Below are 25361 nucleotides of genomic sequence, written 5' to 3' on the forward strand. Positions count from 1 at the left end.
CTTTTCTTAAAAATAAACCTTGATGCCTATATAAAATTCGTAAAAGAAATAACAGCCAAACCCTAGTAATAAAATACCAGCAATAATGGATGTCCACTTGATCATCGTTCGATTCATCACTTTTCTTGTTAAGGATACAAGTGTGAGAAGACCGATGTCATGAAGGAGAATCCCTGCCAAAATACCGCCGGCAGCCAGCATAAATTCAGATGAATCTGTTTTTGTATACGCATCCGCAAGTACAGCACCAAAAACAGAAACCCAGAACACAAGATTTCCAGGAGATACCGCCACGAGCAAGCCGTTTCGATATGTTTTTGCGAATGATTTATTGACCTTTTCTCCTGCTAAATGGATATCTTGATCCGCATTTTTAATGGAATCGTATGCGAGAATCATTAAAAATACAGCTCCGATCAGCCAGAGCGGGATTTGAACAAACGGCAAAGATAAAAACTGAGCAAATCCAGCATATAAAGCTAAAATAAGTAATAAGTCTATGGTCATACCGCCTGCTCCGACAGTTAAACCATGAAAGAATCCGTTTTTGAGTCCCTGTTTTGTCATTTCAACCGTGATTGCTCCAACAGGCAGAGCAATTGAGAATCCTACGACGATAAATGTGAGAAATGTTTGCAATCGACTAGAACTTCCTTTGAACAAATTGTATAAAAATTCTCCGTTTAGATTAATTATACATAATAGGAGAAAAGGATCAATGTTTATTTCAGATTTTATTGAAATGATAGAGATAGATGATGTATAGAAGACTGTATATCAACATGATCCATAACGCTTGTAGGGGAAAGGAACTATTTTCCTGAATCTTCTTTTCTTCATGATGTCTCTATGCTACACTGATGTGGAAATCAATAAAAGTGACTAGGGGTGCCCGTAAATGGGCTGAGAGAGAAGCATAAACTTCTTAACCCTTTGGACCTGATCTGGCTCGTACCAGCGTGGGGAAGTTAAAGATGATGCATGTATCCTATCAATGATATGCATGTTATTTCTGACGACGAAACCAGGTTCTTTAAATAGAGCCTGGTTTTTTGCTGGTGCTGATTCCATCCTGTCCGGTGACAAGAAGAAAAGGAGAGAACAGCAAATGAAGGAAAAGAAAAGTGTCCCATCCAACCAATCATTATTATCCAGCTTTGACGGAAGCCGAAAGGTGTATGAGAAAGGATCAAGGCCCGATATCTTAGTGCCGAAAAGAGAGATTGCACTCTCACATACTGTGACAGAGGCGGGCGACATAAAAAATGAACCAGTCCGTGTATACGATACGAGTGGACCGTACACTGATGAGAACGTTCATATTGACGTCACAAAAGGATTAAAGCGTCTTAGAGCAGCATGGATAGAAGAAAGAGGAGATACAGAAAGCTATGAAGGGCGTCATGTAAAACCGGAAGATAACGGATATCGGTCAAGGGAGAAGGAGTCCTTCCATTCTGTCCAAACTGATTTTCATCATAAGCCGCTCCGCGCGAAACAAGGAGCGTGCGTGACGCAAATGCATTATGCCAAAAAAGGCATCATTACGCCTGAAATGGAGTTTATCGCAATAAGAGAAGAGCTAAGCCCTGAGTTCGTTAGAGAGGAAGTAGCGAGCGGAAGAGCCGTTATTCCTTCGAATATTAACCATCCAGAAAGTGAACCAATGATTATCGGAAGGAATTTTCATGTCAAAATCAATGCGAATATTGGCAATTCAGCTGTCACGTCATCCATTAATGAAGAGGTAGAAAAGATGACGTGGGCGATCAGATGGGGGGCAGACACAATGATGGATCTGTCTACTGGAAAGGATATTCATACAACGAGAGAATGGATCATTCGGAATTGCCCAGTTCCAGTAGGAACCGTTCCTATCTATCAGGCCCTTGAAAAAGTGAATGGAGTCGCAGAAGATTTGACGTGGGACGTGTACAGGGACACATTAATTGAACAAGCAGAACAAGGAGTAGATTATTTTACAATTCATGCGGGCGTGCTGTTAAGATATATTCCGCTCACAGTTGATCGGGTGACCGGAATTGTTTCAAGAGGCGGTGCAATTATGGCAAGATGGTGTCTTGCTCATCATCAAGAGAATTTCCTCTACACGCACTTCGAAGACATTTGTGAAATTATGAAAACGTATGATATTGCCTTTTCACTTGGAGATGGACTTAGACCAGGTTCGATTGCTGATGCCAATGATGAGGCGCAGTTTGCAGAGCTGGAAACGTTAGGTGAGTTAACAGAGATCGCTTGGAAACATGATGTGCAGGTGATGATTGAAGGACCCGGCCATGTCCCAATGGATAAAATTAAAGAGAATGTGGACAAGCAAATGGACATTTGCAAGGAAGCCCCATTTTATACATTAGGGCCTCTTACAACAGATATTGCGCCGGGGTATGATCACATTACATCCGCCATCGGTGCGGCCATGATCGGCTGGTACGGAACAGCCATGCTATGCTATGTAACGCCAAAAGAGCATTTAGGTCTGCCGAATAAAGAAGATGTGAGAGAAGGCGTAATCGCCTATAAAATTGCCGCACATGCGGCTGATCTAGCAAAAGGACATCCTGCGGCTCAAAAACGCGATGATGCTTTATCGAAAGCGAGATTTGAATTTAGGTGGCGGGATCAATTCAACCTGTCACTTGATCCAGAAAGAGCCTTGGCGTTCCATGATGAAACATTGCCTGCCGAAGGCGCTAAGACCGCTCACTTTTGCTCGATGTGCGGACCGAAGTTTTGCAGTATGAAAATTTCTCATGATATCCGCAATCAATCTGAAGAAGTGAAAAGAGAGATGGAAAAGAAGGCGAAGGAGTTTGTCAGCCAGGGAAGTCAAATTTATCAGCCCTAAAAAAAGAACCTCGCACGATGCTGTGCGGGGTTTTATCAAACGGCTGAGAAGGCTTTTCTTAAAAGGTGAAAAAATGCCTTTACTGCATATGCCATCATGTCCACACTTGGAATGAGGGCATCTGTTAAATGAAAAAAGACTGTTTTTCTTTCTGGAGATGTTCGTTTCTTTTTTTGCTTCATCAAGGGCAGCCTCCTTTTTAACTAATATACTTCTTTGCAGATTTGAGAGATAGATGTTTGTGTGAATTTAAACAAAATTTAAACTTCTTGGGTTTGAATGGAAACAAGGAGGGGAAACGAGTTGAATAGAGAATGAATGAAAAGAGCTGATCTATTTGATCAGCGAACAAGAAGAGTGGAAGGTGATCTTATGATGAAAGTATTTAAGGTAACATTTCATATGAACAATGGGGAAGTGCTTGATTTCGAGCTCAAACGTCCAGCTACCTATGATGTGTATAAAAAAATTGAAGAAGCCAATCATTGGTTTAAGCTGAATAATGAAATCATTAACCTATTAAACGTCAATAGTATCCATGTAGAAACAGAATAACGCAGAAAGCCGCTCGTAGAGAGCGGCTTTCATTATGCAGAAAAATCATTTCGATTATTAAGCTGCCCGCGGGACAGCCAGTTCTTTTTATACAAATAAGCAATGACTTCAAGCCACAGACGCGGTGCTTTTTTAGGGAAAAAAGGTTTTTGGTAATAGGCATAAGCGGCTTTTAAATCATCCCATTGATGACATGCTTTCGTTTGCGTGAACCTGGCAACGTCAATGACCCTGATCCGCCCTTCTTTTGTTAAGATCAGATTGCGCAGATGAATATCAGAAGGATTCAATCCTTTCTCGCGCGCTTCCTCCAGCGCATCATCGACTTGTTCAATCATTTGTTTTTTAATAGGAATTCCTTTTGTAAGGCATTCATAGAATGTGTAGCCTTTAATATATTCCATTAAAATATACTGATCCCCAGACTCATAAATCTCAGGGTAGTAAGACGAACCAGAAAGTTTTTCGTAAATGGCAGCCTCTTTGCGGGCAATATGCTGATAAGAAGGGAAAAAGACTTTTAGTGCCATTTTCTTGCCGTCTTTTTTGTATAAAAAGACATAGGCACTTCTTCCTTTGCCGCACAGTTCAAGCTCTGCCGGTTTATAGGCAAGCTTATGAAAACGTTTCTCTTCATCATACTGAATCGATTCGGCTAATCTTTTGACATCTGACATTGACTTCACCTTCTTTGGTTTCAGTTTATGCGGCTGAAAAACGAATGATGAAAAAACCGTGTCATTCGATAAAGCAATGGATTGTATAAAACATAACATTTACGAATGAAGGATACAACGAAAGACTCTTAACATACATTTGAATCATCGATTTGGTTAATGTTTAGAAAAATGGGTCAAACTACATATGTCATGCATCGATCTCATGTTCTAAAGAGGTGTAAATAGTGAAAGTGAAGATGAAATGTTTCGTTACAGGACTTATCATGACAAGTGTGCTTTTTTTCGCTGCGGATATGGAAGGAAAAGAACACTTGCAAAAGCAGTCAAACTCTATTACCGTCCAGCTTGAAAAAGTCTATCTAGACGGAGATGTGAGTATTGAAAGACACCGGGCATCATTAGAAGACAAAGACACATTCTGGGCGCAGTATAAAGGCTGGACGCTGGTAGAACAAAAAGAGGATTTTGCCCTTTTTAGAAAGCAAATTGATGATATCTCTCCATTAAGTAAAGCAAATGGATATATCGGATTATCAGAGGACGGTGTGATTTCTACGTTTCATGGAAGGCCTGACGGCTGGGCGGAGCCTATTCATCTCTTTTTTCAAATTGATACGTCCCGTTTAGAAAGCCATGTGGAAAAGCAGCTTGAGCAAGGCATTCCTTTTCGAACAAAGGATGAATTTGAGCATGTGCTTGAAGCCATGAAGCCTTATCGAAATGAAATATCGTTTTAAAGCGTGTAACAGCTTGCTGGTGTGAAGACCGCAAGCTGTTTTTCGTGGTTTCATCATAAAAATGTACTGAGCGAACGTATGTTAACTTTTATTGCGGTTTTCTCTTCGATTTATGTTACAATGAAGAACAGTCAAAGAGGTGAAAACGGTGATAGAGTTTGTAAAAGGGACCATTGATTATGTGTGCCCGCAATATGTTGTCATTGAAAACGGCGGAGTGGGATATCAAGTCTATACCCCAAACCCGTTTATCTATCGAGTAAATAAACAAGAAACGATTTATACGTATCATTACATAAAGGAAGACGCCTTTTCGTTATACGGTTTTCAAACACGAGAAGAAAAAGCGCTGTTCACAAAACTGTTAAATGTCACAGGAATTGGGCCAAAGGGAGCACTCGCGATTCTTGCTTCCGGTGATCCTGGCGCTGTCATTTCAGCAATAGAGCGTGAAGATGAAGCGTTCCTGATTAAATTCCCTGGTGTGGGCAAAAAAACAGCACGTCAAATCATTCTGGATCTAAAAGGCAAACTTGCAGATGTAGTGCCAGAAATGATTGGCAACTTATTTAATCACGAGGACCACATTCAGGTCGAAACGCAGCAAACTGCATTAGATGAAGCGCTTGAAGCCTTAAGTGTCCTTGGATACGGTGATCGTGAAATCAAAAAGGTTCTTCCATTATTAAAAGAAGAAAAGAATCTCACAACCGATCAATATGTGAAAAAAGCATTACAAAAAATGTTGAAATAGGGTGATGTCTCATGGATGAACGGCTCGTCTCAACTGAAGCAGACAACCATGAATCAGCCATTGAGCAAAGTCTGCGGCCACAGACACTTAGCCAATATATCGGTCAGCAAAAAGTAAAGGATAACCTCAGCGTATTTATTGAAGCTGCCCGCATGCGGCAGGAAACGCTTGATCACGTCCTTTTATATGGACCTCCTGGACTTGGGAAAACAACGCTTGCGTCGATCATTGCCAATGAAATGAATGTTCAGCTGCGTACAACGTCAGGACCAGCGATTGAGCGTCCTGGTGATTTGGCGGCCATCTTAACATCTCTTGAGCCAGGTGATGTATTGTTTATTGATGAAATTCACCGCTTGCAGCGCTCAATAGAAGAAGTGCTGTACCCAGCAATGGAGGATTTTTGTTTAGATATTGTTATTGGAAAAGGAGATACAGCACGCTCTGTACGGCTTGATTTACCGCCATTTACGCTTGTAGGTGCAACGACCCGTGTCGGGCTATTAACAGCGCCGCTTCGTGATAGGTTTGGGGTACATGCAAGATTGGAATACTATGAGCAAAGAGATTTGGCTCACATTGTGGCAAGAACAGCCGAGCTGTTTGAGATTGGGATCGACATTCGCTCTGCCGAAGAGATTGCGAGACGTTCCCGCGGAACACCGAGGGTTGCCAATCGTTTGCTCAGAAGAGTAAGAGATTTTGCGCAGGTGCTTGGGAATCATGCCATTACGCAGGACATTGCGGAAGATGCTCTTGAGCGTCTTCAAGTCGACAGGCTAGGCCTCGATCATATAGACCATAAGCTCCTTTTAAGTATGATCGAAAAATTTAGAGGCGGTCCTGTTGGGCTTGATACGATCTCAGCGACAATAGGAGAAGAATCACATACGATTGAAGATGTGTACGAACCGTACTTACTGCAAATTGGTTTCCTGCAAAGAACGCCAAGAGGACGGGTCGTCACAAGAGAAGCGTATGAACATTTTCAAATGGAGGTTCCGATTCGTGACTGAATTCCCTAAAATATTAATGATTTTAGGTGGTGTCCTTTTTGCCGCAGGATTAGTGTTTCAATTGGTTGGTAAGCTTCCAGGTGATATTTTTGTGAAAAAAGGGAATGTAACGTTCTTTTTTCCTGTCATTACCTGCATTGTCATTAGTATCGTACTGACCATATTACTGAATATCTTTGGACGGATGAAATAACGTTAACTAGTTAACTACAGAATAGGTGAAGGAAATGAAGCTAGAACTATTTGATTTTGATTTACCAGAAAGATTAATTGCACAAGTGCCGCTTGAAAAAAGAGATGCATCAAGACTGATGGTCTTAAACAAACAAACGGGTGCGATTACACATGATACATTCTCACAAATCATCGATTATTTTCAAAAGGGTGATTGTCTCGTTCTAAACAACACGCGCGTTCTGCCTGCACGTCTGTTTGGGATGAAAGAGGATACAGGTGCCAAAGTTGAACTTCTTCTATTGAAACAAGAAGAAGGAGACAAATGGGAAACACTTGTCAAACCAGCCAAACGGGTGAAAAAAGGGACGGTTATCACGTTTGGTGATGGACGGCTCCAAGCTGTATGTACAGAGGAAATGGAACATGGCGGAAGAAAAGTCGAGTTTCAATATACAGGCATTTTTTATGAAGTGCTTGAATCCCTTGGTGAAATGCCGCTGCCTCCATATATTAAAGAGCAGCTTGACGACCGTGAACGCTATCAAACCGTTTATTCAAAAGAGGTTGGCTCCGCTGCTGCGCCAACTGCCGGTCTCCACTTTACAACCGAGCTGCTGGATGCGCTGAAAGCGAAAGGTGTACACATTGCTTTCATTACGCTGCACGTAGGGCTTGGCACGTTTCGTCCGGTAAGTGCAGAACGTATTGAAGAACACGAAATGCACGCAGAGTTTTATGAAATGAATGAAGAAACAGCTGATGAGCTTAATCGCGTTCGCAAGGAAGGCGGACGGATTATTTCAGTCGGTACAACGTCGACAAGAACGCTTGAAACCATTGCAAGTGCACATGATGGTGCGTTCAAAGCCTCAAGCGGCTGGACGTCGATCTTTATTTACCCTGGCTACACATTCAAGGCAATTGATGGCATGATCACGAATTTCCATCTGCCAAAATCCTCGTTAATTATGCTTGTCAGCGCATTAGCTGGACGAGAGCACGTACTAAAAGCGTACAATGAGGCTGTGAAAGAGGAATACCGATTCTTCAGCTTTGGCGATGCCATGCTGATTCAATAACATTATACAACGAAGACAGGAGGGCTCATTTTTGTCGCAATCACCGATACGTTATGAGTTCATTAAATCATGCAAACAGACAGGTGCACGTCTTGGCCGCGTTCATACACCGCACGGCTCCTTTGAAACACCTGTATTTATGCCAGTAGGTACACTGGCTACAGTCAAAACAATGGCGCCTGAAGAATTAAAGGCTATGGATGCAGGCATCATCTTAAGCAATACGTACCACTTATGGCTCCGTCCAGGTCACGATATCGTAAAAGAAGCAGGCGGTCTGCACAAATTTATGAACTGGGATCGAGCAATTCTAACTGATTCGGGCGGATTCCAAGTTTTTTCATTGAGTGAATTTAGAAAAATTGAAGAAGAAGGCGTTCACTTCCGTAATCATTTAAACGGAGACAAGCTGTTCCTATCTCCTGAAAAAGCGATGGACATCCAAAATGCACTTGGCTCTGATATTATGATGGCATTTGATGAATGCCCGCCGTATCCTGCAGAGTACGATTACATGAAACGTTCTGTGGAGCGGACAAGCAGGTGGGCAGAGCGCTGTCTAACAGCGCACCAGCGTCCTGAAGATCAAGGGCTGTTTGGGATTGTCCAAGGCGGAGAATACGAAGAGCTTCGAAAACAAAGTGCAAAAGACCTTGTTTCACTTGATTTCCCAGGCTACGCCATCGGAGGCTTATCTGTAGGGGAACCAAAAGATGTGATGAATCGTGTACTTGAATTTACAACACCATTCTTACCAGCAGACAAACCGAGGTACTTAATGGGTGTCGGCTCACCAGATTCCTTAATTGACGGCGCCATTCGCGGAGTAGATATGTTTGATTGCGTACTGCCAACTCGAATTGCAAGAAACGGTACCTTGATGACAAGTGAAGGCCGTCTTGTTGTGAAAAATGCAAAATATGAGCGTGACTTTAGACCAATCGATGAAAACTGTGACTGCTATACATGTAAAAACTATACACGCGCCTATATTAGACATTTAATTCGAACAAATGAAACGTTCGGAATTCGATTAACAACTTATCATAATCTTCATTTTCTGTTAAAATTAATGGAGCAAGTGAGAGAAGCTATCCGTGAGGATCGTTTAGGTGATTTTAAAGAAGAATTTTTTGAGCGTTACGGCTTTAACAAACCGAATGCGAAAAACTTTTAACGCATAAACGAAAGGCTTTACAATGCTTTAGAAAGGGGTGAAATAGAATGGATGGTGGTATGGGTTCAATCATTATGATTGTTGTCATGTTTGCTGTGCTTTACTTCTTGTTAATCCGTCCACAGCAAAAGCAACAAAAAGCTGTGCGTCAGATGCAGCAATCTTTATCAAAAGGCGATAAAATCGTCACAATCGGTGGTTTACACGGTGAAATCGACTCAATTGATGAATCAAAAGTGGTCATCAAAACAAGCGAAAACAACCGTTTAACTTTCGATCGTCGTGCTATTAGAGAATTAGCTGACAAAGGCTAATCCTCTGATACATAGCCATAAAAAAAGAGCGATATGACCGCTCTTTTTTTATTTGCCTCGAAGATTGACGCCAATCATTCCCCCCAGCATACAAATGCCTAAAAATGCTCCATGATAGATAAACTGCTCTGGTGAAAACGTTTTTCCAAACCCCAAATATTGAAATAAAAATACAGTGAGAGAAAAAATGATAGATGTGACCGCACCAATCAGCCAGCCGCGCTCCTTTGCTTTCCCGCCAGAAATGATGCCTCCTAATAAAAGGGCAGCAAAGGACAAAATCATAATCATCCATTTAAATGATGATTCCTGCATACTTGTGAATGTAAGCATGAGTGACACAAGTAAACTTGTGACAACCATCACGATAAAAATGGCAATTAAGCCGGATAAAATGCCTTTTCCAATTTGTTTCGTTTCCTGCATGTAGATTCGTCTCCTCTCCAATTGAACGAAGCTTGTCTTTTACTAAAATGTATTCACAGTGAAGAAAAAATAGACATGTTTCAGACGTTTCTTTTCTACATAAATAAAGTGTTTTGACACAAGCTATGTTGGAGAAGGAGGGTTTACATCACATGCAGGACATCTTGATCATTTCCATGAGAACCATCATCTTATATTTTCTTATTTGGTTTATATTTCGCTTAATGGGCAAAAGGGAAATTGGCGAGCTGAGCATTTTAGATCTAGTCATTTTTATGATGATCGCAGAAATTGCGGTTCTCGCCATAGAAGAAGTAGAGGATAACATGTTACATACGGTATGGCCAATCCTGCTGTTAACCTTCATTCAAATCACACTTGCCTACCTCTCATTAAAATTTCAAGGTGTCCGGCGCTTTCTTGACGGAAAACCGGCCCTGCTTATCATCAATGGGAAAATAGACGAAGGTGCAATGAGAAAACAGCGATACAATTTTGATGACCTGCTCATTCAATTAAGAGAAAATAACATCGACAGCATTCAGGATGTCTCTTACGCCATTTTAGAGCCGTCTGGAAAGCTCGCCGTCGTCGAAAAAGAAAACAAGCGCAAACATGCAGCGCTTGAGCTTCCACTTGTTGCGGATGGTGTAGTGCAGCATGACCACCTAAAGCAAATCAATCAAAATGAACAGTGGCTGAAAGATGAGCTTGCTAAAAGAGGCTATCATGATATCGAACAAATCTCTTACTGCAGCTTTAATCAAAAAACATTTTATATTGATTTGAAAGATGAAGTGATCAAAAAGAGATGAGCTAAAACAGCTTCCCCATGAACGGGATGCGGCGCAGCTCTTCTCGTTTCACTAGACCTAGGCAGATTAATAGAATGACATACAGCGTGCACGTAATGAAAATGAGCGTCACAAGTTCAATAGGAGCAGAAAAAAGTCCGTTTACTTGAGATTTCAGCCAAAGGCTGACAGCACCTGTACTGATAATCACAAGGACGCATAGTCCATATTCCTTTAATGGTAAATGAATAGGCAGCACCTTTCCAACAGTTGCTGCATGGAGCAGTGTGACAAGGATGATACCGATTAAGATCGCCAGTGCAGCGCCCATAATGCCAAAGCCTGGCTGTGAAGCAAGAACAAAAATCATCCCTGTTTTTACAATAGCGCCAATCAGGCTGTTGGTCATCGCCGCACCAGCTAAATTGAGTGCTTGAAGCACGGCTTGAAGAGGCCCCTGAAAATAATATAGAAGGAAAAATGGCGCCATGAATTTCACATAAATGGCCGCGTGCGATGAACCATACATAAAGAGCGTTAAATCTTCTGCGTAAACGAAAAGAATAATACATGAAATGCCTCCGCTGAGTAAACATAGGCGCATCGCCTGCTTCAGACGGTATTCGACCGTTTTACGTTTGTTCTGCTCCATTCCTTCACTGATCGCCGGAACTAATGCAGTGGAGAGTGAATACGTAATAAAACCAGGCAGTGTCAAAAGGGTCAGAGCAAGCCCGGTCAACTCCCCGTACTGCCTTGTCGCCTCTACAGCCGCATAACCAGCAATGGCAAGACTTTGCGCGACAACAATCGGCTCTAAAAACCACGAAATATTCCCGATAAAACGGCTGCCTGTTGTTGGCAGGGCAATGCTCATCAGCTGTTTAAATGTGTCCTTCCCGTCATGAATCGCTTTAAAAAATCGTTTTCGAATACGAATGGTCTTTTTATAGCGAAAGGCGATCAGTAAGTAAGCAAGTGAAATCATCTCTCCAATCACAGATGACACCATCGCACCTGCTGCCGCAAATTCAATCCCGTAAGGAAGGAAAGCCGTTGTACATACCGCCACTAGCGAAATTCTTGCGACCTGCTCCAGAACTTGAGACATCGCAAGCGGACTCATTTGCTGTCTGCCCTGGAAATAGCCTCTTAACACACTTGAAATGGCGATGACTGGTACGACAGGTGTAATAGCCAGCAGTGGATAGACCGTTCTAGGGTCTGTCAGCATATTTTCTGCCATGATGGGCGCAAACCATAAAAAGAGCGGCGTGAAAATCAGACTGAGTGTTCCTGTTATCGCAAGGGACATGACCAGAATACGTTTTGTTTTCTGTTTGTCACCCCGGGCTTCTGCTTCTGCAACAAGCTTACTAATAGCGACAGGCAGTCCGAATTGCGTGAGCGTCACGGCGAGAAAAAAGGTAGGTGCAGCCATCATATAAAGCCCGACCCCTTCTTCGCCAATGAACCTCGCAATGACAATTCGATTGACAAAACCCAATATTCTCGTGATAAAACCTGCTAAAATTAAAATGATGGTCCCCTTTAAAAACGTTTGCTTCGTCAAATCACAGATCACCTGCCTTCTCAAACGACATAGAATCATATACAATAAGATATGCGTGTATATCGTCCAAGCATGACAAGTCTCTCGATAAAAAACTGAAAAGGGGGAGCTACGCAATGACACAACACCCAGCAGCTATTTACAAAGACCATTTAAAGCCTTTTCTGTTCAGTAAGCTTGAAGAATTCATCGTTTTGGGCTATAAAGATGTAGATTTAGAGGAATTATGGTCATACTTAGAGAATAAGAAGTGGAAGAAAAAACAAGAGTATCCGATTCATGTAATGGTTGCAGATATTTTATCTGTGAAAATAGGCGAATTTATGAACTATGCAACCGTTCAGTCGTTTAAAACGTCTGCTTTTTTGGACAGTGAAGATGGCAAGAATATGCTTGATGAACTGTTGAAATAAGCCATCTTAATGGATTCAGGTGTTTAAGGAGGAAATACATAATGAAAAAAGGGCGCATTCTTGCGTTTTTCTTAGTGGTTCTGTTAATCGGAACTGGCGTAGGCTTACTAACAAAGCCTGTTGCGAAAGATATGACGCTAGGGCTGGATTTACAGGGTGGATTTGAAGTCCTGTATGATGTACATCCAGTGAAAAAAGAGGACAAGATCACAAATAGTGTTCTCGTTAGTACAGTGGAGGCTCTTAACCGAAGAGCGAACGTGCTTGGAGTAAGTGAGCCGAACATCTCGATTGAAGGCAATAATCGTATCCGCGTGCAGCTTGCAGGGGTAAAAGATCAAAACAGAGCTAGGGAGATTCTTTCCACTGAAGCACAGCTATCCTTTAGAGATACGAATGATAAAGAACTCCTTAACGGGGCTGACTTAGTCGAAAACAGTGCAAAACAAACATTCAGTCAAACGAATGAGCCAATTGTGACGGTTAAACTAAAAGATGCGAAAAAATTTGGTGACGTCACAAGAAAAGTAGCAGCGATGGCACCAAATAATCAGCTTGTCATTTGGCTTGATTACCATAAAGGAGATTCCTTCAAAAAAGAAGTCTCAAAATCGAACCACAAGTATGTCTCTGCACCAAATGTGAATCAAGAGATTAACAGCAGTGACGTACAAATTGAAGGGAAATTTACTGTCCAAGAGGCAAAAGACCTTGCAAGTATTTTAAATGCTGGTGCATTGCCAGTGAAATTAACTGAAAAGTACTCCACTTCAGTGAGTGCGCAATTCGGCGAACAGGCATTAAATGAAACTGTCTTTGCAGGGATTGTGGGAATTGCCCTCATTTTCTTATTCATGCTTTTTTATTACCGAATACCTGGTCTTATTGCTGTCATTACGTTATCAACGTATATTTATATTACCTTACAGGTGTTTGACTGGATGGGGGCTGTTCTGACACTTCCTGGAATTGCGGCGCTGATTCTTGGAGTAGGGATGGCGGTTGATGCCAACATCATCACATATGAACGAATCAAAGAGGAGCTTAAGCTCGGTAAATCTGTCCGTTCTGCTTTCAGGTCAGGGAACCGCCGATCATTTGCGACCATCTTTGATGCAAACTTAACGAGTATTATTGCAGGGGGCGTCCTTTTCTTCTTCGGGACAAGTTCTGTAAAAGGGTTTGCGACTATGCTGATCCTTTCCATTTTAACAAGCTTTATTACGGCTGTATTCCTATCAAGATTCCTTCTTGGTCTGCTTGTAGAGAGCCGCGCGCTCGACCGCAAAAAAGGCTGGTTTGGTGTCCGCAAAAAAGACATCATGAGTATTCATGAAACTACAGAAAATACCGAACCGAAAACGCCATTTGATAAATGGGATTTCGTCAGCAAACGTAAAGGCTTTATGATTTTCTCCATAGCTGTTACTATTGCGGGAATCATCGTCCTTTCGATCTTCAAGCTCAATGCTGGTATTGACTTTGCTAGTGGAACGAGAATTGATGTTCAAAGCGATCACAAGCTGACCACTGCACAAGTAGAGCAAGACTTTAAAAAGCTTGGTCTTGAGACGGACAGTGTCGTGTTATCGGGTCAAAAAGAAAATCAGGCAGCCGCACGATTTGTCGGTGTGCCAAACAAAGAAAAGATTGCTGAAGTAAAAGATTACTTCAAAGATAAATATGGCACTGAGCCGAACGTAAGTACAGTGTCTCCGACTGTCGGAAAAGAGCTTGCCCGTAATGCATTATATGCCGTTATTATTGCTTCAATTGGGATCATTATATATGTATCCATCCGCTTTGAATATAAAATGGCGATTGCGGCGATTGCCTCATTGCTGTACGATGCATTCTTTATTGTCGCCTTCTTTAGTATTACGCGCTTAGAGGTGGATGTCACCTTCATTGCCGCGATCCTCACAGTCATTGGATACTCGATCAACGACACGATCGTTACCTTCGACAGGGTTCGTGAACAAATGAAGAAACGTAAACCGAAAACCATTGAAGATCTATCGTACATTGTGAACTTAAGCTTACAGCAAACCTTTACGCGATCTGTCAACACGGTGCTGACTGTAGTTGTCGTTGTGATCGCACTGCTTATCTTCGGATCAGCGTCGATTACAAACTTCTCCATCGCCTTACTTGTCGGCTTATTAACAGGGGTATACTCATCCCTTTACATCGCGGCACAAATTTGGCTGATGTGGAAAGGCCGTGAGCTGAAAAAACCAGCTAAGATAGATACAGATCAAGATATTTAATCTAGAAAGACTGCCTTTTTCGGCAGTCTTTTTCTATCGTTTTTCCCGAAAAGTAGAGGCTTTGAAAAAACATTTTGGGTTTCATTGATCTTGAAATGGTCTTTTGCTATAATGACTTACGTTTAGACCAGTATAGAAAGCAAGTGTCTGTTTAGGGCATTTGGCTTTATTCATTGGAGGGGCTGTTATGAAGGTTCGGGAAACTGAACTGCCAGGTATCGGTCATAAAGCCGAAATGATCACAAGAAATAATGAGAAGCTTGCCATCATTACACATGATGACGGCAGAAGAGAAATGTATCATTTTCAGGAGGACGACCACGAAGAAACGATTTCTGGCATCCTGCTAAACGATGAAGAAGCAAGACAAATCGCGGCTATTTTAGGCGGCATGGTCTATAAGCCGAAAGCGCTTGAAACCGTAGAGGTAGCCATTGATGAACTGGTGATTGAATGGTTTAAAATTGAAAAGAATGCACCAGCTGTTCAGAAAAGCATCGGTGACCTCAATGTTCGCCAAAACTATCAAGTAACAGTCATCGCCATTGTGAGAAAATCACATGAGAAGATTTTAAATCCAGGACCAGATACCATCATCGAAGAAGGGGATACCCTTGTCATTTCTGGAGAAAGAAAAGAATTAAAGAATCTGATTAAAGAAAAACTCAGCAGCTGATGATGCCCATGCTGATAGGTTTTCTTCCACTGCTTTCTTTCGGTGTTTAAAAAAGGCAGTGAAAAGGGAAGAATAAAAGAAAAAGCTTGGGGGATTTGTAGATGAACAAACAACAATGGACCATCATACTCGCATTTATTTTCGTATTAATTGTCTCAGTATTTGCCGTGATTAATGTACGGCCTGTCGAGGTACACTACTTATTTGGAACGGCTGAATGGCCGCTGATCCTTGTCATTATCGGTTCTGTTTTAATGGGCGGACTGATTGTGGCATTTGCAGGGATCTTCCAAATTGTGAAACTGAAACGTGAACTAAAAGCATTAAAAGCTGAGCGTGCAGCCGCTGCACCTGCTGCTTCGACGAAAAAGGCAGACAAAGATCTTCAAAAAAAATCTCATGTCACGCCTTTAAAAGAACAGCCAGCATCATTTGACCGGAAGGAAAAATAATCTTCCAGCACAATTTCATAAAATAAAAATTGAAACCCCTCAGGCCACTCTAGTATAATAGTGTGGTTGAGGGGTGAATTTATGTTATTATCCAAAATGCGCTGGGAATATGAACATCCAAGCGAAGAAAAAGTGAAATCACTCTCTGAAAATCTGAATATTTCAGCGCTGACTGCATCGCTTCTCGTAAAAAGAGGATTTGAAGAAGTAGAAGAGGCGAGGTCTTTTTTATTTGATCAAAAAGCCGAATTTCATGATCCATTCCTATTAAAAGGGATGAAAGAAGCAGTAGAGCGCATCAACAAAGCGATCGAAGAGCAGGAATCGATTGTGATCTTCGGAGACTATGATGCAGATGGTGTGACAAGTACGTCTGTACTTTTACATACATTAAAAGAGCGGTCTGCGATAGTAGACTTTTATATTCCAGATCGATTTAAAGAAGGCTATGGACCTAATGAACAGGCTTTTCGATATATCAAGGAGCAAGGAGCATCGCTTGTCATCACGGTCGATACAGGCATTGCTGCTGTAAATGAAGCACGTATTGCAAAAGAAATAGGGTTAGACCTGATCATTACAGATCACCATGAACCAAGTGAGGAGCTGCCTGAGGCACTTGCCATTGTCCATCCTAAGCAGCCTGGCTGTGAGTATCCCTTTAAAGAACTTGCTGGTGTAGGTGTCGCGTTTAAAGTGGCGCATGCACTTCTTGGAGAGCTGCCAGTTCAGCTGTTAGATCTTGCAGCAATCGGGACAATCGCGGATCTCGTACCGCTTCACGATGAGAATAGATGGCTCGCCAAAAAAGGCCTTGTGCAGCTTCGGCAGTCGAATAGACCGGGGCTGAAAGCGTTATTGAAAGAAGCGGGAGCCACTCTAGAAGAAGCGAACGAGGAAACGGTCGGCTTTCAAATTGCGCCAAGGCTGAATGCTGTTGGGCGAATTGAACAGGCAGATCCAGCCGTTCATCTTCTGATGACTGAGGATAAGGATGAAGCAGAAGAGCTCGCTCGTTTTGTACAGGAACTGAATAAAGAACGACAAAAGATTGTCAGTACGATCACAGAAGAAGCCATTCAAATGGTGGAAGAGGCAGGTGATGACCAGTCTGCGATCGTTGTAGCGAAAGCTGGCTGGAATCCGGGCGTTGTCGGAATTGTTGCCTCTAAATTGACGGATACTTTTTCTCGTCCGGCGATTGTGCTTGGAATAGATGAAGAGACGCAAATGGCAAAAGGATCAGCCCGGAGTATTCCTGGCTTCGATCTATTTTTCCATCTAAGCAAATGCCGCGACATCCTGCCGCATTTCGGCGGGCATCCGATGGCAGCAGGGATGACACTTCGAGCGGATGATGTATCTTTACTAAGGGAAAGATTAAATCAATATGCAAATGAAACATTGACGGAAGAAGATTTTATTCCAATTCAGCGCGTCGATGCCGTGTGCAAGATAGACGAATTGACGGTTCAAGCGATTGAAGAAGCGGGGATGCTGTCACCATTTGGTATGTCAAACCCAAAACCGTTCATTATGATTGAAGATGCGAAGCTTGAAGATATCCGAACGATTGGGGCAAATCACAACCATATTAAAATGTCTCTGAAAGACGAAGACACACTGCTTGACTGTGTCGGCTTTCACCAAGGGAAATTAAAAGAGGAAATTGTTCCAGGAAGCCGCATTTCTGTGATTGGAGAAATGTCGGTTAATGAATGGAATAACCGGAAGAAGCCCCAGCTGATGTTAAAAGATGCACGAGTTGATGAATGGCAGCTGTTTGATCTGCGCGGGAAAAAGGATTGGGAGAAGAAAGTTTCGACACTTGATTCAGAAAAATCATTGGTTGTCTGTTTTGATGAAGCAACAAAACAGGACGTCGATCTCCCCATTCATCACGTTCATGCAGAAAATGTATCAACATTTGATGTACAAGGAAAGTATGTGGTCTTTGCAGATGTTCCCGCAGATGAGCAATTGCTGAAGCAGCTTTTAGAAAATCAAAAGCCTGCAAGAATTTATACGGTTTTTCAAAGAAAAGAAGATCATTTTATGTCCTCTTTCCCAAGCCGTGATCAATTCAAATGGTTTTATGGGTTCTTGTTTAAACGAGGAAGTTTTCCTATCAAAGAACAAGGAATGGAGCTTGCCAAACATAGAGGCTGGACAAAAGATACAATCATTTTTATGACAAAGGTGTTTTTTGAACTCGGTTTTGTTAAAATAGAGAATGGTGTGCTGTCAATAGTACTTGATGCCCCTAAAAAAGATTTAACGGCGTCAGCGTCCTATACAGCAAAACAACGATTGATGGAACTCGATCAAACACTAACATATTCCTCAGCTAAAGAGCTGAAGGAATGGCTGAATAGCATGATGAGCGAAGTCTCACCTGTGCTTTGACGTACGAGGAGGAAAAGGAAAAGATGGATTTAAAACAATATGTGACAGTTGTACCTGACTACCCAAAGGAAGGTGTACAATTTAAAGATATTACAACGTTAATGGATAAAGGCGAAGTGTACCGTTATGCAACGGATCAAATCGTTGAATACGCGAAGGAAAGAGACATTGATCTCATTGTTGGACCTGAAGCGCGTGGATTCATTATTGGCTGCCCTGTAGCATACGCACTTGGTGTAGGTTTTGCACCGGTTCGTAAAGAAGGAAAGCTTCCTCGTGAAGTCATTAAAGTCGATTACGGCTTGGAATATGGTAAAGATGTATTAACGATTCATAAAGATGCGATTCGTCCTGGTCAGCGTGTCCTGATTACAGATGACTTACTGGCAACTGGTGGAACAATTGAAGCGTCCATCAAGCTTGTAGAGGAATTAGGCGGCGTTGTGGCAGGGATTGCATTTTTGATTGAGTTGACGTATCTGGACGGCAGAAAGAAGCTTGACGGCTACGACATCATGACGTTAATGCAATACTAATGGAGTTTTTCGTAAAAAGCACTCAGTAAGAAGGGTGCTTTTTTCCTATCAAAAATCTTTTAGCGGACTTCTTCTCTTTACATCTATCGAATTTTTCTTGATAATAAACTACAATACAGTTTTCATTTAAAAAGGTGATTCCATGGCGAACGAACAAGTTTTAACGGCGCAGCAGGTCATTGACAAGGCAAGAGAATACCTGTCCGCTGAACATATTCAATTTATAGAGCGAGCATATGAATATGCTGAAAATGCACACAAGGAGCAATACCGGAAATCTGGTGAGCCCTATATTATCCATCCAATTCAAGTGGCGGGTATTCTTGTTGACCTTGAAATGGACCCATCAACCATTGCAGGCGGTTTCCTGCACGATGTAGTTGAGGATACAGATGTGACATTACAGGATTTAAAAGAGCATTTTAACGAAGAAGTAGCAATGCTTGTTGATGGTGTCACAAAGCTCGGGAAGATTAAATATAAATCACAAGAAGAACAGCAGGCCGAAAACCATCGAAAAATGTTTGTTGCAATGGCGCAGGATATTCGCGTGATCTTGATTAAGCTGGCAGACCGTCTTCATAATATGAGAACGCTCAAACACCTTCCGCAGGAAAAGCAGCGGAGAATTTCAAATGAAACACTTGAAATCTTTGCACCGCTTGCGCACAGATTAGGGATTTCAAAGATTAAGTGGGAGCTTGAAGATACAGCGCTCCGCTATTTAAATCCGCAGCAATATTACCGGATTGTGAATCTGATGAAGCGCAAACGAGCGGAACGTGAGGAATACTTGGACGAGGTTGTCAATGAAGTGAAAGACCGCGTGTCTGAGGTGAACATCAAGGCTGAATTTTCTGGCAGACCAAAACATATTTATAGCATTTATCGCAAAATGGTCTTGCAAAATAAGCAGTTTAATGAAATTTATGATTTGCTTGCTGTTCGTATTTTGGTCGACAGCATTAAAGACTGTTATGCGGTGCTCGGAATTATCCATACTTGCTGGAAGCCGATGCCGGGCAGGTTTAAGGATTATATTGCGATGCCAAAGCCGAACATGTACCAGTCTCTTCATACAACGGTGATTGGACCAAAAGGTGATCCGCTTGAAGTTCAGATCCGTACAGTGGAAATGCATGAAATTGCAGAATACGGGATTGCGGCACACTGGGCATACAAAGAAGGTAAAGAGTCAGCAGAATCAACGGAAGAAGCGGTCTTCCAGAAGAAGCTCTCTTGGTTTAGAGAAATTCTTGAATTCCAAAATGAATCCACAGATGCAGAAGAATTTATGGAGTCGTTAAAGATCGATCTCTTCTCTGATATGGTGTTTGTGTTTACGCCAAAAGGAGACGTCATTGAACTGCCGTCGGGCTCAGTTCCGATTGATTTCTCTTACCGGATTCACTCGGAAATTGGGAATAAGACGATCGGTGCCAAGGTCAATGGCAAGATGGTCACACTCGATCACAAACTAAAAACAGGTGACATTATTGAAATTCTGACATCAAAGCACAGCTACGGGCCAAGTCAGGATTGGGTCAAGCTTGCCCAAACCTCCCAAGCGAAGCACAAGATCAGACAGTTTTTCAAAAAACAGCGCCGTGAAGAAAATGTCGAAAAAGGCCGAGAGCTCGTGGAAAAAGAAATCAAAAACCTTGAGTTTGACGTCAAAGACATTCTGACCGCTGAAAACCTGCAAAAAGTGGCTGACAAATTCAATTTTTCAAACGAAGAGGACATGTATGCAGCTGTTGGATATAACGGCATTACTGCACTGCAGGTCGCCAATCGTTTAACGGAAAAAGAAAGAAAACAAAGAGACCAAGAAGAGCAAGAGAAAACCGTTCAAGAAGTGACGGTGGAACCAAAGACGTATCACGGGAAAAAACGGGAAGCTGGCGTAAGGGTCAAAGGGATTGATAACCTGCTTGTCCGCTTATCTAAGTGCTGTAATCCTGTTCCTGGTGATAGCATTGTCGGTTTTATTACGAAGGGCCGAGGTGTATCTGTTCACCGCGAGGACTGTCCGAACGTCAAGACAGGAGAAGCACAGGAGCGGTTAATTCCGGTCGAGTGGGAGCATGAGCAGCCTGCTCAAAACCGTAAAGAATACAATGTGGAAATTGAAATATTAGGATATGATAGACGCGGCTTACTCAATGAGGTGCTTCAAGCAGTCAACGAAACCAAAACGAACATCTCCTCTGTTTCTGGGAAGTCTGATCGTAACAAAGTGGCGACGATCCATATGGCGATCTTTATCCAAAATATTAACCATTTGCACAAAGTAGTCGAACGCATTAAGCAAATCAAAGACATTTACTCTGTTCGCCGATTCATGAATTAGAAAGGAAGTATATCGTCTATGAGGCTTGTTGTGCAGCGTGTGACAAATGCATCTGTGAAAGTAGAAGAAGAGATCACAGGTGCCATCAACGAAGGTTATATGGTGCTTGTTGGTGTCACACACGAAGATACAGAAGAAGATGTGCTCTACTTAGCTGAAAAGCTTGCACATTTACGTATTTTTGAAGATGAAAACGGGAAAATGAATCGTTCATTATTGGACATAAAAGGAAGCGTTCTGTCTGTATCTCAATTTACCCTTTATGGTGATACGAGAAAGGGCAGACGGCCGAATTTTATGAAAGCCGCCAAGCCGGATGCAGCCAATTCGCTTTACGAATGTTTCAATAAAACCCTTAGAGAAAAAGGCATCCATGTCGAAACTGGCCGTTTTGGTGCGATGATGGACGTGTCATTGATCAATTCAGGACCGGTCACGATCTTGATGGACAGCAAAGAATAGATTCTCTTTAGACTGTAGATGAACTCATGCGGGAGTTTGTTTAGAGTCTTTTTCTTTTGCGGTCAAACAAAAAAGAGGCGCAGAGGCCTCTTTCTTTTTAACGGAAATATTGTTTTAATCCTTCAGTCATTCCTTCTGTGACTCGTTCTTGGTAAGAGGCGCTATAAATGATCGCTTCCTCCTGAGGGTTGCTTAAGTACCCGAGTTCATATAAAAGGGAAGGGCGTTTGTTTTCTCTTAAAACAAAGTAATCTCCGAATTTGACACCCTTATCAGGGATTTGAGAGCGTTTTGCGACTTCGGAATGAACGCTTGACGCTAACTGCTGATCTTTTGCTGCGTGATAATAATACGCTGTACTTCCTCTAACACTTTGGTCCATAAAACTATCATAATGAAGACTAATAAATGCATCTGCATTTCGGTAATGAGATGTCGCCACCCTTGATTGAAGGCTGATAAAGGTATCATCACTTCTTGTTAAATATACATTTGCACCAGAAGCCCTTAATTTGCCTGCCAGTAAATTGGCGGTTTTGATGGTGATGTTCTTTTCAAATGCACCGTCTGCGCCAATCGTGCCGCTGTCTTTTCCGCCATGACCAGGATCAAGAACAATCGTTTTTCCTTTTAAAGAACCAGTTCCAGACGATGAATCCTGCTGAGGCCTTGGCGCTTCGCTGCTATTTTTCTTCGTTTGAACGACCCAGCTCGCCACGTAGCCAGTTCCGCCGTTTGATAGTGTCACCTCGTACCAGTCACCTTGCGTCCGAACAATTTGATAGGCAGCTCCTTTTGTTGCTCTTTCTGCAATCCCAGCAGAGGTAGAAGCGCTTTTTCGAATGTTGGTGCCGTCATAGACAATGTATGCTTTTTGCTCAGAAGCCGAAGAGGATGAACTCTTTTCAGGTGCAGAGCCTGCTCCTTTGCCTGTGACAATGTAATAGCTTGCAACCCAGCCTTTTACGCCTTTCCCCTCAATTTCATACCAGCCGTTCTGCTCTCGCAAAATGGTGATCTGTGTGTTGCGGGCAAGTGAAGCGATGACTTGTGCATTTGGTGCGGCCGATTGCCTCACATTCAAGCTCGATACGCCAACTGTGCCTGTCTGGTTAGAGCGAGAGGACTCGCCGGAACTTGATTGAGAAGTTTTCTGCCCCCCTGAAACATAATCAGAGTGAACCCAGCCTTCTGCTTGTTTATACGAAATTTTCGTCCATTCGCCGCTTGTCTCGAGCTTTTTAGCGGTAGCGCCTTGCGGGAAAGTACCAATCACTTGATAGGAAGTCCCAGGGCCTGTCCGGATGCGAAGATCGGAAGCTGTCGATGTAATTGTACTGCCTCCAGCCGTGCTTTGACCTTGCGCCTTTGGCTTCGCGGATTTTTGAGCGCCGGATGATGTGGTAATCAGCCATGAGACGACCCAGCCTTTTTGTCCGTTTGATAATTGGATCTGCACCCATTCTCCTTGTTCTGTGAGAATAGGATAACTTTCGCCGCGTTTCACAACAGCTGCAATTCCATAGCTTAAACCAGGGCCCGTTCTCACATTGATTTCATCTGTTGCGACAACAGCTTGATCTGTTTGTGCTGTAGCATGTGTCATAGGCAAAGAACTCGCGATGAGAACAAAACAAGTAAGCAGCATCATCATTTGATTGTGTTTTTTCAGATTCAAAACGGTGTTTTCCCCTCCCTTGTAAAACCGATGAATGTTAATTCGTTATGTAGTGGATGAATTCCTTGCAGTTTCCCTAATAAAAATGAATCAATCTGTTTATACTAAATAAAAATGTGATAAAAGGATGTACAAACATGAGATTAAGCAGAAAATTAGGACGAGTGCAATATAATGGACATCGTGATATCGACCGCTGGCAGCACGACGAAATGGATCAGCCAGGCTTCCTTGAAGAGACCGCATCTGAATACGGATGTACGTCAAAAGAAGAGCTGGAAAAGAAAAAGAGGCACGGCAAGGGTTGACAGAGTGGCAGCACCGACCTTATTATAATATAAATCAACACACTTGAAAATTTAAAATGTGGAACTGATGATAGAGAATAGTAGGGTAAATTGCGTGAGCAGAGAGGACTCGCCTTAGGCTGAAAGCGAATCCGCATGGCATTTATCACGAAAGAACACTCTGTAGGTTTCCTGCTGAACGCTCTAAAAATGAGTCAATAGGCGGAGAACGTGAATCTGCGTTAAGGATTTGAGCGGGAACATGCTGGATTATGTTCCAACTAGGGTGGCACCACGGGTATAACTCTCGTCCCTACTATACATATAGTAGAGGCGGGGGTTTTTTATATGTCCACATAAAAAATGAATGATGGTCGTAGGAGGACGAAAAATGAGTTTTAATATTCCAAGAGGCACACAGGATATTTTACCTGGAGAGTCAGAACGCTGGCAGTATGTTGAACAAATTGCGAGAGATACATGTGCAGCCTTTCAATACAAAGAAATCCGCACACCGATTTTTGAGCATACTGAGCTGTTTGCACGGGGAGTAGGCGAATCAACTGATATCGTTCAAAAAGAGATGTACACATTTGAAGACAAAAAAGGACGCAGCATCACACTTCGTCCAGAGGGAACAGCTTCAACTGTACGCTCTTATGTTGAAAATAAATTGTTCGCACAGCCGGCTCAGCCAACAAAGCTTTATTACATCGGCCCAATGTTCCGCTATGAACGTCCGCAAACCGGAAGATATCGTCAATTTTATCAATTTGGGATAGAAGCGATTGGTTCTAAGGATCCTGCTATTGATGCAGAGGTCATTTCGCTTGCGATGAGTGTGTATGAGAAAGCAGGTCTTTCTAACTTAAAGCTCGTCATTAACAGCCTTGGTGACAAAGAGAGCCGTGCAGACTACCGCACAGCACTGGTCAAGCACTTTGAACCAAGAATTGAGGAATTCTGTCACGACTGTCAAACGCGTTTACATCAAAATCCACTGCGCATTCTTGATTGTAAAAAGGATCGTGACCACGAACTGATGACAACAGCTCCATCCATTCAAGATTATTTAAATGAAGAATCACGGACGTATTTTGAAAAGGTCAAACAATACTTATCAGATATAGGCATTGAGTATGTCGTCGATCCAAATTTAGTACGTGGTCTTGATTACTACAATCACACAGCATTTGAGATCATGAGTAATGCAGAAGGCTTTGGTGCGATTACAACATTAGCCGGCGGCGGCCGTTATGATGGACTCGTTGAAGGAATTGGCGGTCCTGAATCACCAGGGATTGGATTTGCGATGAGTATTGAGCGTTTCTTATCTGCGATCGATGCTGAAGGAATTGAGCTTCCTCTCCAGGATGGTATTGATCTATACATTGCTGCTCTCGGAGATGAAGCGAAGGATTATTCTGTTTCATTATTAAACCGTCTGAGAAAAGAAGGTATCTCAAGTGAAATGGACTATACAGGGAAGAAACTAAAAGGACAATTTAAAGCGGCTGATCGATTAAAAGCCAAATTTATTGCAGTTCTTGGTGAAGATGAGCTAGCGCAGCAAATTGTGAATGTGAAAGATACAACAACGGGTGAACAAATTGAAGTGAAGCTTGATGAGCTGATTCAAATGTTGAAGGCCCACCAGAAAGCGTAAAGAAGGAGTGG

Annotated in this window: 26 protein-coding genes, 1 riboswitch and 1 other annotated feature; of the genes, 20 read left to right on the forward strand and 6 right to left on the reverse strand. The window is 42.4% G+C overall.

Annotated elements, in window-relative coordinates; translation table 11 throughout:
* Window positions 1-6: 6 nt before the first annotated feature.
* Complete coding sequence (locus tag JJ692_RS08665) at window positions 7-639, reverse strand: LysE family transporter (protein ID WP_024423148.1); 633 nt, start codon at window positions 637-639, stop codon at window positions 7-9.
* Window positions 640-874: 235 nt separating this feature from the next.
* A riboswitch (TPP riboswitch) is annotated at window positions 875-983 on the forward strand.
* Between the two features lie 125 nt (window positions 984-1108).
* On the opposite strand from JJ692_RS08665, the gene thiC reads away from it, so the two are divergent.
* The gene (gene thiC / locus JJ692_RS08670; RefSeq protein WP_044331579.1) at window positions 1109-2869 is read left to right on the forward strand and encodes a phosphomethylpyrimidine synthase ThiC; all 1761 of its coding nucleotides are present in this window, start codon (window positions 1109-1111) and stop codon (window positions 2867-2869) included.
* Window positions 2870-2904: 35 nt separating this feature from the next.
* Here thiC and JJ692_RS08675 read toward each other — a convergent pair whose 3' ends face one another.
* Entirely contained in the window at window positions 2905-3051 is a 147-nt protein-coding gene (locus JJ692_RS08675) for a hypothetical protein (RefSeq protein ID WP_164512168.1), read from the reverse strand.
* A 190-nt stretch (window positions 3052-3241) separates the two neighbouring features.
* Here JJ692_RS08675 and JJ692_RS08680 point away from each other — a divergent pair, with 190 nt between their 5' ends.
* Window positions 3242-3424: a hypothetical protein gene (locus JJ692_RS08680; RefSeq protein WP_008342761.1), complete on the forward strand. Its 183-nt coding sequence runs from the start codon at window positions 3242-3244 to the stop codon at window positions 3422-3424.
* A gap of 32 nt (window positions 3425-3456) precedes the next feature.
* Here the strand turns inward: JJ692_RS08680 and JJ692_RS08685 are convergent, their stop codons facing one another.
* Window positions 3457-4101, reverse strand: a complete 645-nt coding sequence (locus JJ692_RS08685; RefSeq protein WP_206534422.1) for a protein kinase family protein — start codon at window positions 4099-4101, stop codon at window positions 3457-3459.
* A gap of 239 nt (window positions 4102-4340) precedes the next feature.
* Between JJ692_RS08685 and JJ692_RS08690 the strand changes: the two genes are divergently transcribed.
* From JJ692_RS08690 to yajC, 7 genes are all read left to right on the forward strand, one after another.
* Complete coding sequence (locus tag JJ692_RS08690) at window positions 4341-4841, forward strand: intercompartmental signaling factor BofC (RefSeq protein ID WP_206534460.1); 501 nt, start codon at window positions 4341-4343, stop codon at window positions 4839-4841.
* Window positions 4842-4989: 148 nt separating this feature from the next.
* Window positions 4990-5595 (forward strand): Holliday junction branch migration protein RuvA, encoded by a 606-nt coding sequence (gene ruvA, locus JJ692_RS08695; RefSeq protein ID WP_024423144.1) that lies wholly within the window; start codon window positions 4990-4992, stop codon window positions 5593-5595.
* A gap of 11 nt (window positions 5596-5606) precedes the next feature.
* Window positions 5607-6611 carry a Holliday junction branch migration DNA helicase RuvB gene (gene ruvB / locus JJ692_RS08700; protein WP_024423143.1) on the forward strand — a complete coding sequence of 335 codons (1005 nt, stop codon included), beginning with the start codon at window positions 5607-5609 and terminating at the stop codon, window positions 6609-6611.
* Window positions 6604-6804 carry a DUF2905 domain-containing protein gene (locus JJ692_RS08705; protein ID WP_012010741.1) on the forward strand — a complete coding sequence of 67 codons (201 nt, stop codon included), beginning with the start codon at window positions 6604-6606 and terminating at the stop codon, window positions 6802-6804. Before ruvB ends, JJ692_RS08705 begins: the two co-directional genes overlap by 8 nt.
* Before the next feature lie 34 nt (window positions 6805-6838).
* The gene (gene queA, locus JJ692_RS08710) at window positions 6839-7867 is read left to right on the forward strand and encodes a tRNA preQ1(34) S-adenosylmethionine ribosyltransferase-isomerase QueA (RefSeq protein WP_206534423.1); all 1029 of its coding nucleotides are present in this window, start codon (window positions 6839-6841) and stop codon (window positions 7865-7867) included.
* A gap of 31 nt (window positions 7868-7898) precedes the next feature.
* Complete coding sequence (gene tgt, locus JJ692_RS08715) at window positions 7899-9044, forward strand: tRNA guanosine(34) transglycosylase Tgt (protein ID WP_025092430.1); 1146 nt, start codon at window positions 7899-7901, stop codon at window positions 9042-9044.
* A 47-nt stretch (window positions 9045-9091) separates the two neighbouring features.
* Window positions 9092-9358, forward strand: coding sequence for a preprotein translocase subunit YajC (gene yajC, locus JJ692_RS08720; protein ID WP_008360993.1), 267 nt, complete (start codon window positions 9092-9094; stop codon window positions 9356-9358).
* Between the two features lie 48 nt (window positions 9359-9406).
* On the opposite strand, the gene JJ692_RS08725 is transcribed toward yajC, so the two are convergent.
* Entirely contained in the window at window positions 9407-9784 is a 378-nt protein-coding gene (locus JJ692_RS08725) for a TIGR04086 family membrane protein (RefSeq protein ID WP_024423140.1), read from the reverse strand.
* A 152-nt stretch (window positions 9785-9936) separates the two neighbouring features.
* On the opposite strand from JJ692_RS08725, the gene JJ692_RS08730 reads away from it, so the two are divergent.
* On the forward strand, window positions 9937-10599 hold the full coding sequence (locus JJ692_RS08730) for a DUF421 domain-containing protein (protein WP_024423139.1): 663 nt from the start codon (window positions 9937-9939) through the stop codon (window positions 10597-10599).
* A 1-nt stretch (window position 10600) separates the two neighbouring features.
* On the opposite strand, the gene spoVB is transcribed toward JJ692_RS08730, so the two are convergent.
* Window positions 10601-12151 (reverse strand): stage V sporulation protein B, encoded by a 1551-nt coding sequence (gene spoVB, locus JJ692_RS08735; protein ID WP_206534424.1) that lies wholly within the window; start codon window positions 12149-12151, stop codon window positions 10601-10603.
* Between the two features lie 116 nt (window positions 12152-12267).
* Here spoVB and JJ692_RS08740 point away from each other — a divergent pair, with 116 nt between their 5' ends.
* The 8 genes from JJ692_RS08740 to dtd all read left to right on the forward strand — a co-directional run bounded on the left by JJ692_RS08740 (window position 12268) and on the right by dtd (window position 21719).
* Window positions 12268-12564 (forward strand): post-transcriptional regulator, encoded by a 297-nt coding sequence (locus tag JJ692_RS08740; RefSeq protein ID WP_103131888.1) that lies wholly within the window; start codon window positions 12268-12270, stop codon window positions 12562-12564.
* 41 nt (window positions 12565-12605) lie between these two features.
* Window positions 12606-14834 carry a protein translocase subunit SecDF gene (gene secDF / locus JJ692_RS08745; protein ID WP_103131889.1) on the forward strand — a complete coding sequence of 743 codons (2229 nt, stop codon included), beginning with the start codon at window positions 12606-12608 and terminating at the stop codon, window positions 14832-14834.
* Window positions 14835-15021: 187 nt separating this feature from the next.
* Window positions 15022-15510, forward strand: a complete 489-nt coding sequence (locus tag JJ692_RS08750) for a cation:proton antiporter regulatory subunit (RefSeq protein ID WP_024423136.1) — start codon at window positions 15022-15024, stop codon at window positions 15508-15510.
* A 101-nt stretch (window positions 15511-15611) separates the two neighbouring features.
* The gene (locus tag JJ692_RS08755; RefSeq protein WP_024423135.1) at window positions 15612-15962 is read left to right on the forward strand and encodes a LapA family protein; all 351 of its coding nucleotides are present in this window, start codon (window positions 15612-15614) and stop codon (window positions 15960-15962) included.
* An 81-nt stretch (window positions 15963-16043) separates the two neighbouring features.
* Window positions 16044-18368: a single-stranded-DNA-specific exonuclease RecJ gene (recJ, locus tag JJ692_RS08760; protein WP_206534425.1), complete on the forward strand. Its 2325-nt coding sequence runs from the start codon at window positions 16044-16046 to the stop codon at window positions 18366-18368.
* Window positions 18369-18391: 23 nt separating this feature from the next.
* Window positions 18392-18904: an adenine phosphoribosyltransferase gene (locus tag JJ692_RS08765; RefSeq protein WP_024423133.1), complete on the forward strand. Its 513-nt coding sequence runs from the start codon at window positions 18392-18394 to the stop codon at window positions 18902-18904.
* Window positions 18905-19046: 142 nt separating this feature from the next.
* Window positions 19047-21257 carry a RelA/SpoT family protein gene (locus JJ692_RS08770; RefSeq protein ID WP_024427858.1) on the forward strand — a complete coding sequence of 737 codons (2211 nt, stop codon included), beginning with the start codon at window positions 19047-19049 and terminating at the stop codon, window positions 21255-21257.
* Window positions 21258-21275: 18 nt separating this feature from the next.
* The gene (gene dtd / locus JJ692_RS08775) at window positions 21276-21719 is read left to right on the forward strand and encodes a D-aminoacyl-tRNA deacylase (protein WP_103131892.1); all 444 of its coding nucleotides are present in this window, start codon (window positions 21276-21278) and stop codon (window positions 21717-21719) included.
* A gap of 97 nt (window positions 21720-21816) precedes the next feature.
* Here the strand turns inward: dtd and JJ692_RS08780 are convergent, their stop codons facing one another.
* On the reverse strand, window positions 21817-23397 hold the full coding sequence (locus JJ692_RS08780) for an N-acetylmuramoyl-L-alanine amidase family protein (protein WP_122631820.1): 1581 nt from the start codon (window positions 23395-23397) through the stop codon (window positions 21817-21819).
* A gap of 137 nt (window positions 23398-23534) precedes the next feature.
* Between JJ692_RS08780 and JJ692_RS08785 the strand changes: the two genes are divergently transcribed.
* A complete protein-coding gene (locus JJ692_RS08785) occupies window positions 23535-23705 on the forward strand; it encodes a YrzK family protein (RefSeq protein ID WP_003216250.1) in 171 nt (56 codons plus the stop codon).
* A gap of 58 nt (window positions 23706-23763) precedes the next feature.
* Window positions 23764-24002 (forward strand) — a binding site (T-box leader).
* A 73-nt stretch (window positions 24003-24075) separates the two neighbouring features.
* Window positions 24076-25350 carry a histidine--tRNA ligase gene (gene hisS / locus JJ692_RS08790; RefSeq protein WP_024423129.1) on the forward strand — a complete coding sequence of 425 codons (1275 nt, stop codon included), beginning with the start codon at window positions 24076-24078 and terminating at the stop codon, window positions 25348-25350.
* Window positions 25351-25361 lie beyond the last annotated feature (11 nt).

This window comes from Bacillus sp. 3a (assembly GCF_017161885.1).
Classification (GTDB): domain Bacteria; phylum Bacillota; class Bacilli; order Bacillales; family Bacillaceae; genus Bacillus; species Bacillus safensis.

Bases quoted from the DNA above. Each gene is read 5' to 3' on its own strand.
- JJ692_RS08680 (WP_008342761.1), top strand. From the start codon at position 3,242: ATGATGAAAGTATTTAAGGTAACATTTCATATGAACAATGGGGAAGTG.
- yajC (WP_008360993.1), top strand. From the start codon at position 9,092: ATGGATGGTGGTATGGGTTCAATCATTATGATTGTTGTCATGTTTGCT.
- JJ692_RS08675 (WP_164512168.1), bottom strand. From the start codon at position 3,051: ATGAAGCAAAAAAAGAAACGAACATCTCCAGAAAGAAAAACAGTCTTT.
- hisS (WP_024423129.1), top strand. From the start codon at position 24,076: ATGAGTTTTAATATTCCAAGAGGCACACAGGATATTTTACCTGGAGAG.
- JJ692_RS08730 (WP_024423139.1), top strand. From the start codon at position 9,937: ATGCAGGACATCTTGATCATTTCCATGAGAACCATCATCTTATATTTT.
- JJ692_RS08740 (WP_103131888.1), top strand. From the start codon at position 12,268: ATGACACAACACCCAGCAGCTATTTACAAAGACCATTTAAAGCCTTTT.
- JJ692_RS08725 (WP_024423140.1), bottom strand. From the start codon at position 9,784: ATGCAGGAAACGAAACAAATTGGAAAAGGCATTTTATCCGGCTTAATT.
- JJ692_RS08785 (WP_003216250.1), top strand. From the start codon at position 23,535: ATGAGATTAAGCAGAAAATTAGGACGAGTGCAATATAATGGACATCGT.
- JJ692_RS08750 (WP_024423136.1), top strand. From the start codon at position 15,022: ATGAAGGTTCGGGAAACTGAACTGCCAGGTATCGGTCATAAAGCCGAA.
- JJ692_RS08755 (WP_024423135.1), top strand. From the start codon at position 15,612: ATGAACAAACAACAATGGACCATCATACTCGCATTTATTTTCGTATTA.
- JJ692_RS08690 (WP_206534460.1), top strand. From the start codon at position 4,341: ATGAAATGTTTCGTTACAGGACTTATCATGACAAGTGTGCTTTTTTTC.
- dtd (WP_103131892.1), top strand. From the start codon at position 21,276: ATGAGGCTTGTTGTGCAGCGTGTGACAAATGCATCTGTGAAAGTAGAA.
- JJ692_RS08765 (WP_024423133.1), top strand. From the start codon at position 18,392: ATGGATTTAAAACAATATGTGACAGTTGTACCTGACTACCCAAAGGAA.
- secDF (WP_103131889.1), top strand. From the start codon at position 12,606: ATGAAAAAAGGGCGCATTCTTGCGTTTTTCTTAGTGGTTCTGTTAATC.
- JJ692_RS08770 (WP_024427858.1), top strand. From the start codon at position 19,047: ATGGCGAACGAACAAGTTTTAACGGCGCAGCAGGTCATTGACAAGGCA.
- recJ (WP_206534425.1), top strand. From the start codon at position 16,044: ATGTTATTATCCAAAATGCGCTGGGAATATGAACATCCAAGCGAAGAA.
- thiC (WP_044331579.1), top strand. From the start codon at position 1,109: ATGAAGGAAAAGAAAAGTGTCCCATCCAACCAATCATTATTATCCAGC.
- JJ692_RS08685 (WP_206534422.1), bottom strand. From the start codon at position 4,101: ATGTCAGATGTCAAAAGATTAGCCGAATCGATTCAGTATGATGAAGAG.
- queA (WP_206534423.1), top strand. From the start codon at position 6,839: ATGAAGCTAGAACTATTTGATTTTGATTTACCAGAAAGATTAATTGCA.
- ruvB (WP_024423143.1), top strand. From the start codon at position 5,607: ATGGATGAACGGCTCGTCTCAACTGAAGCAGACAACCATGAATCAGCC.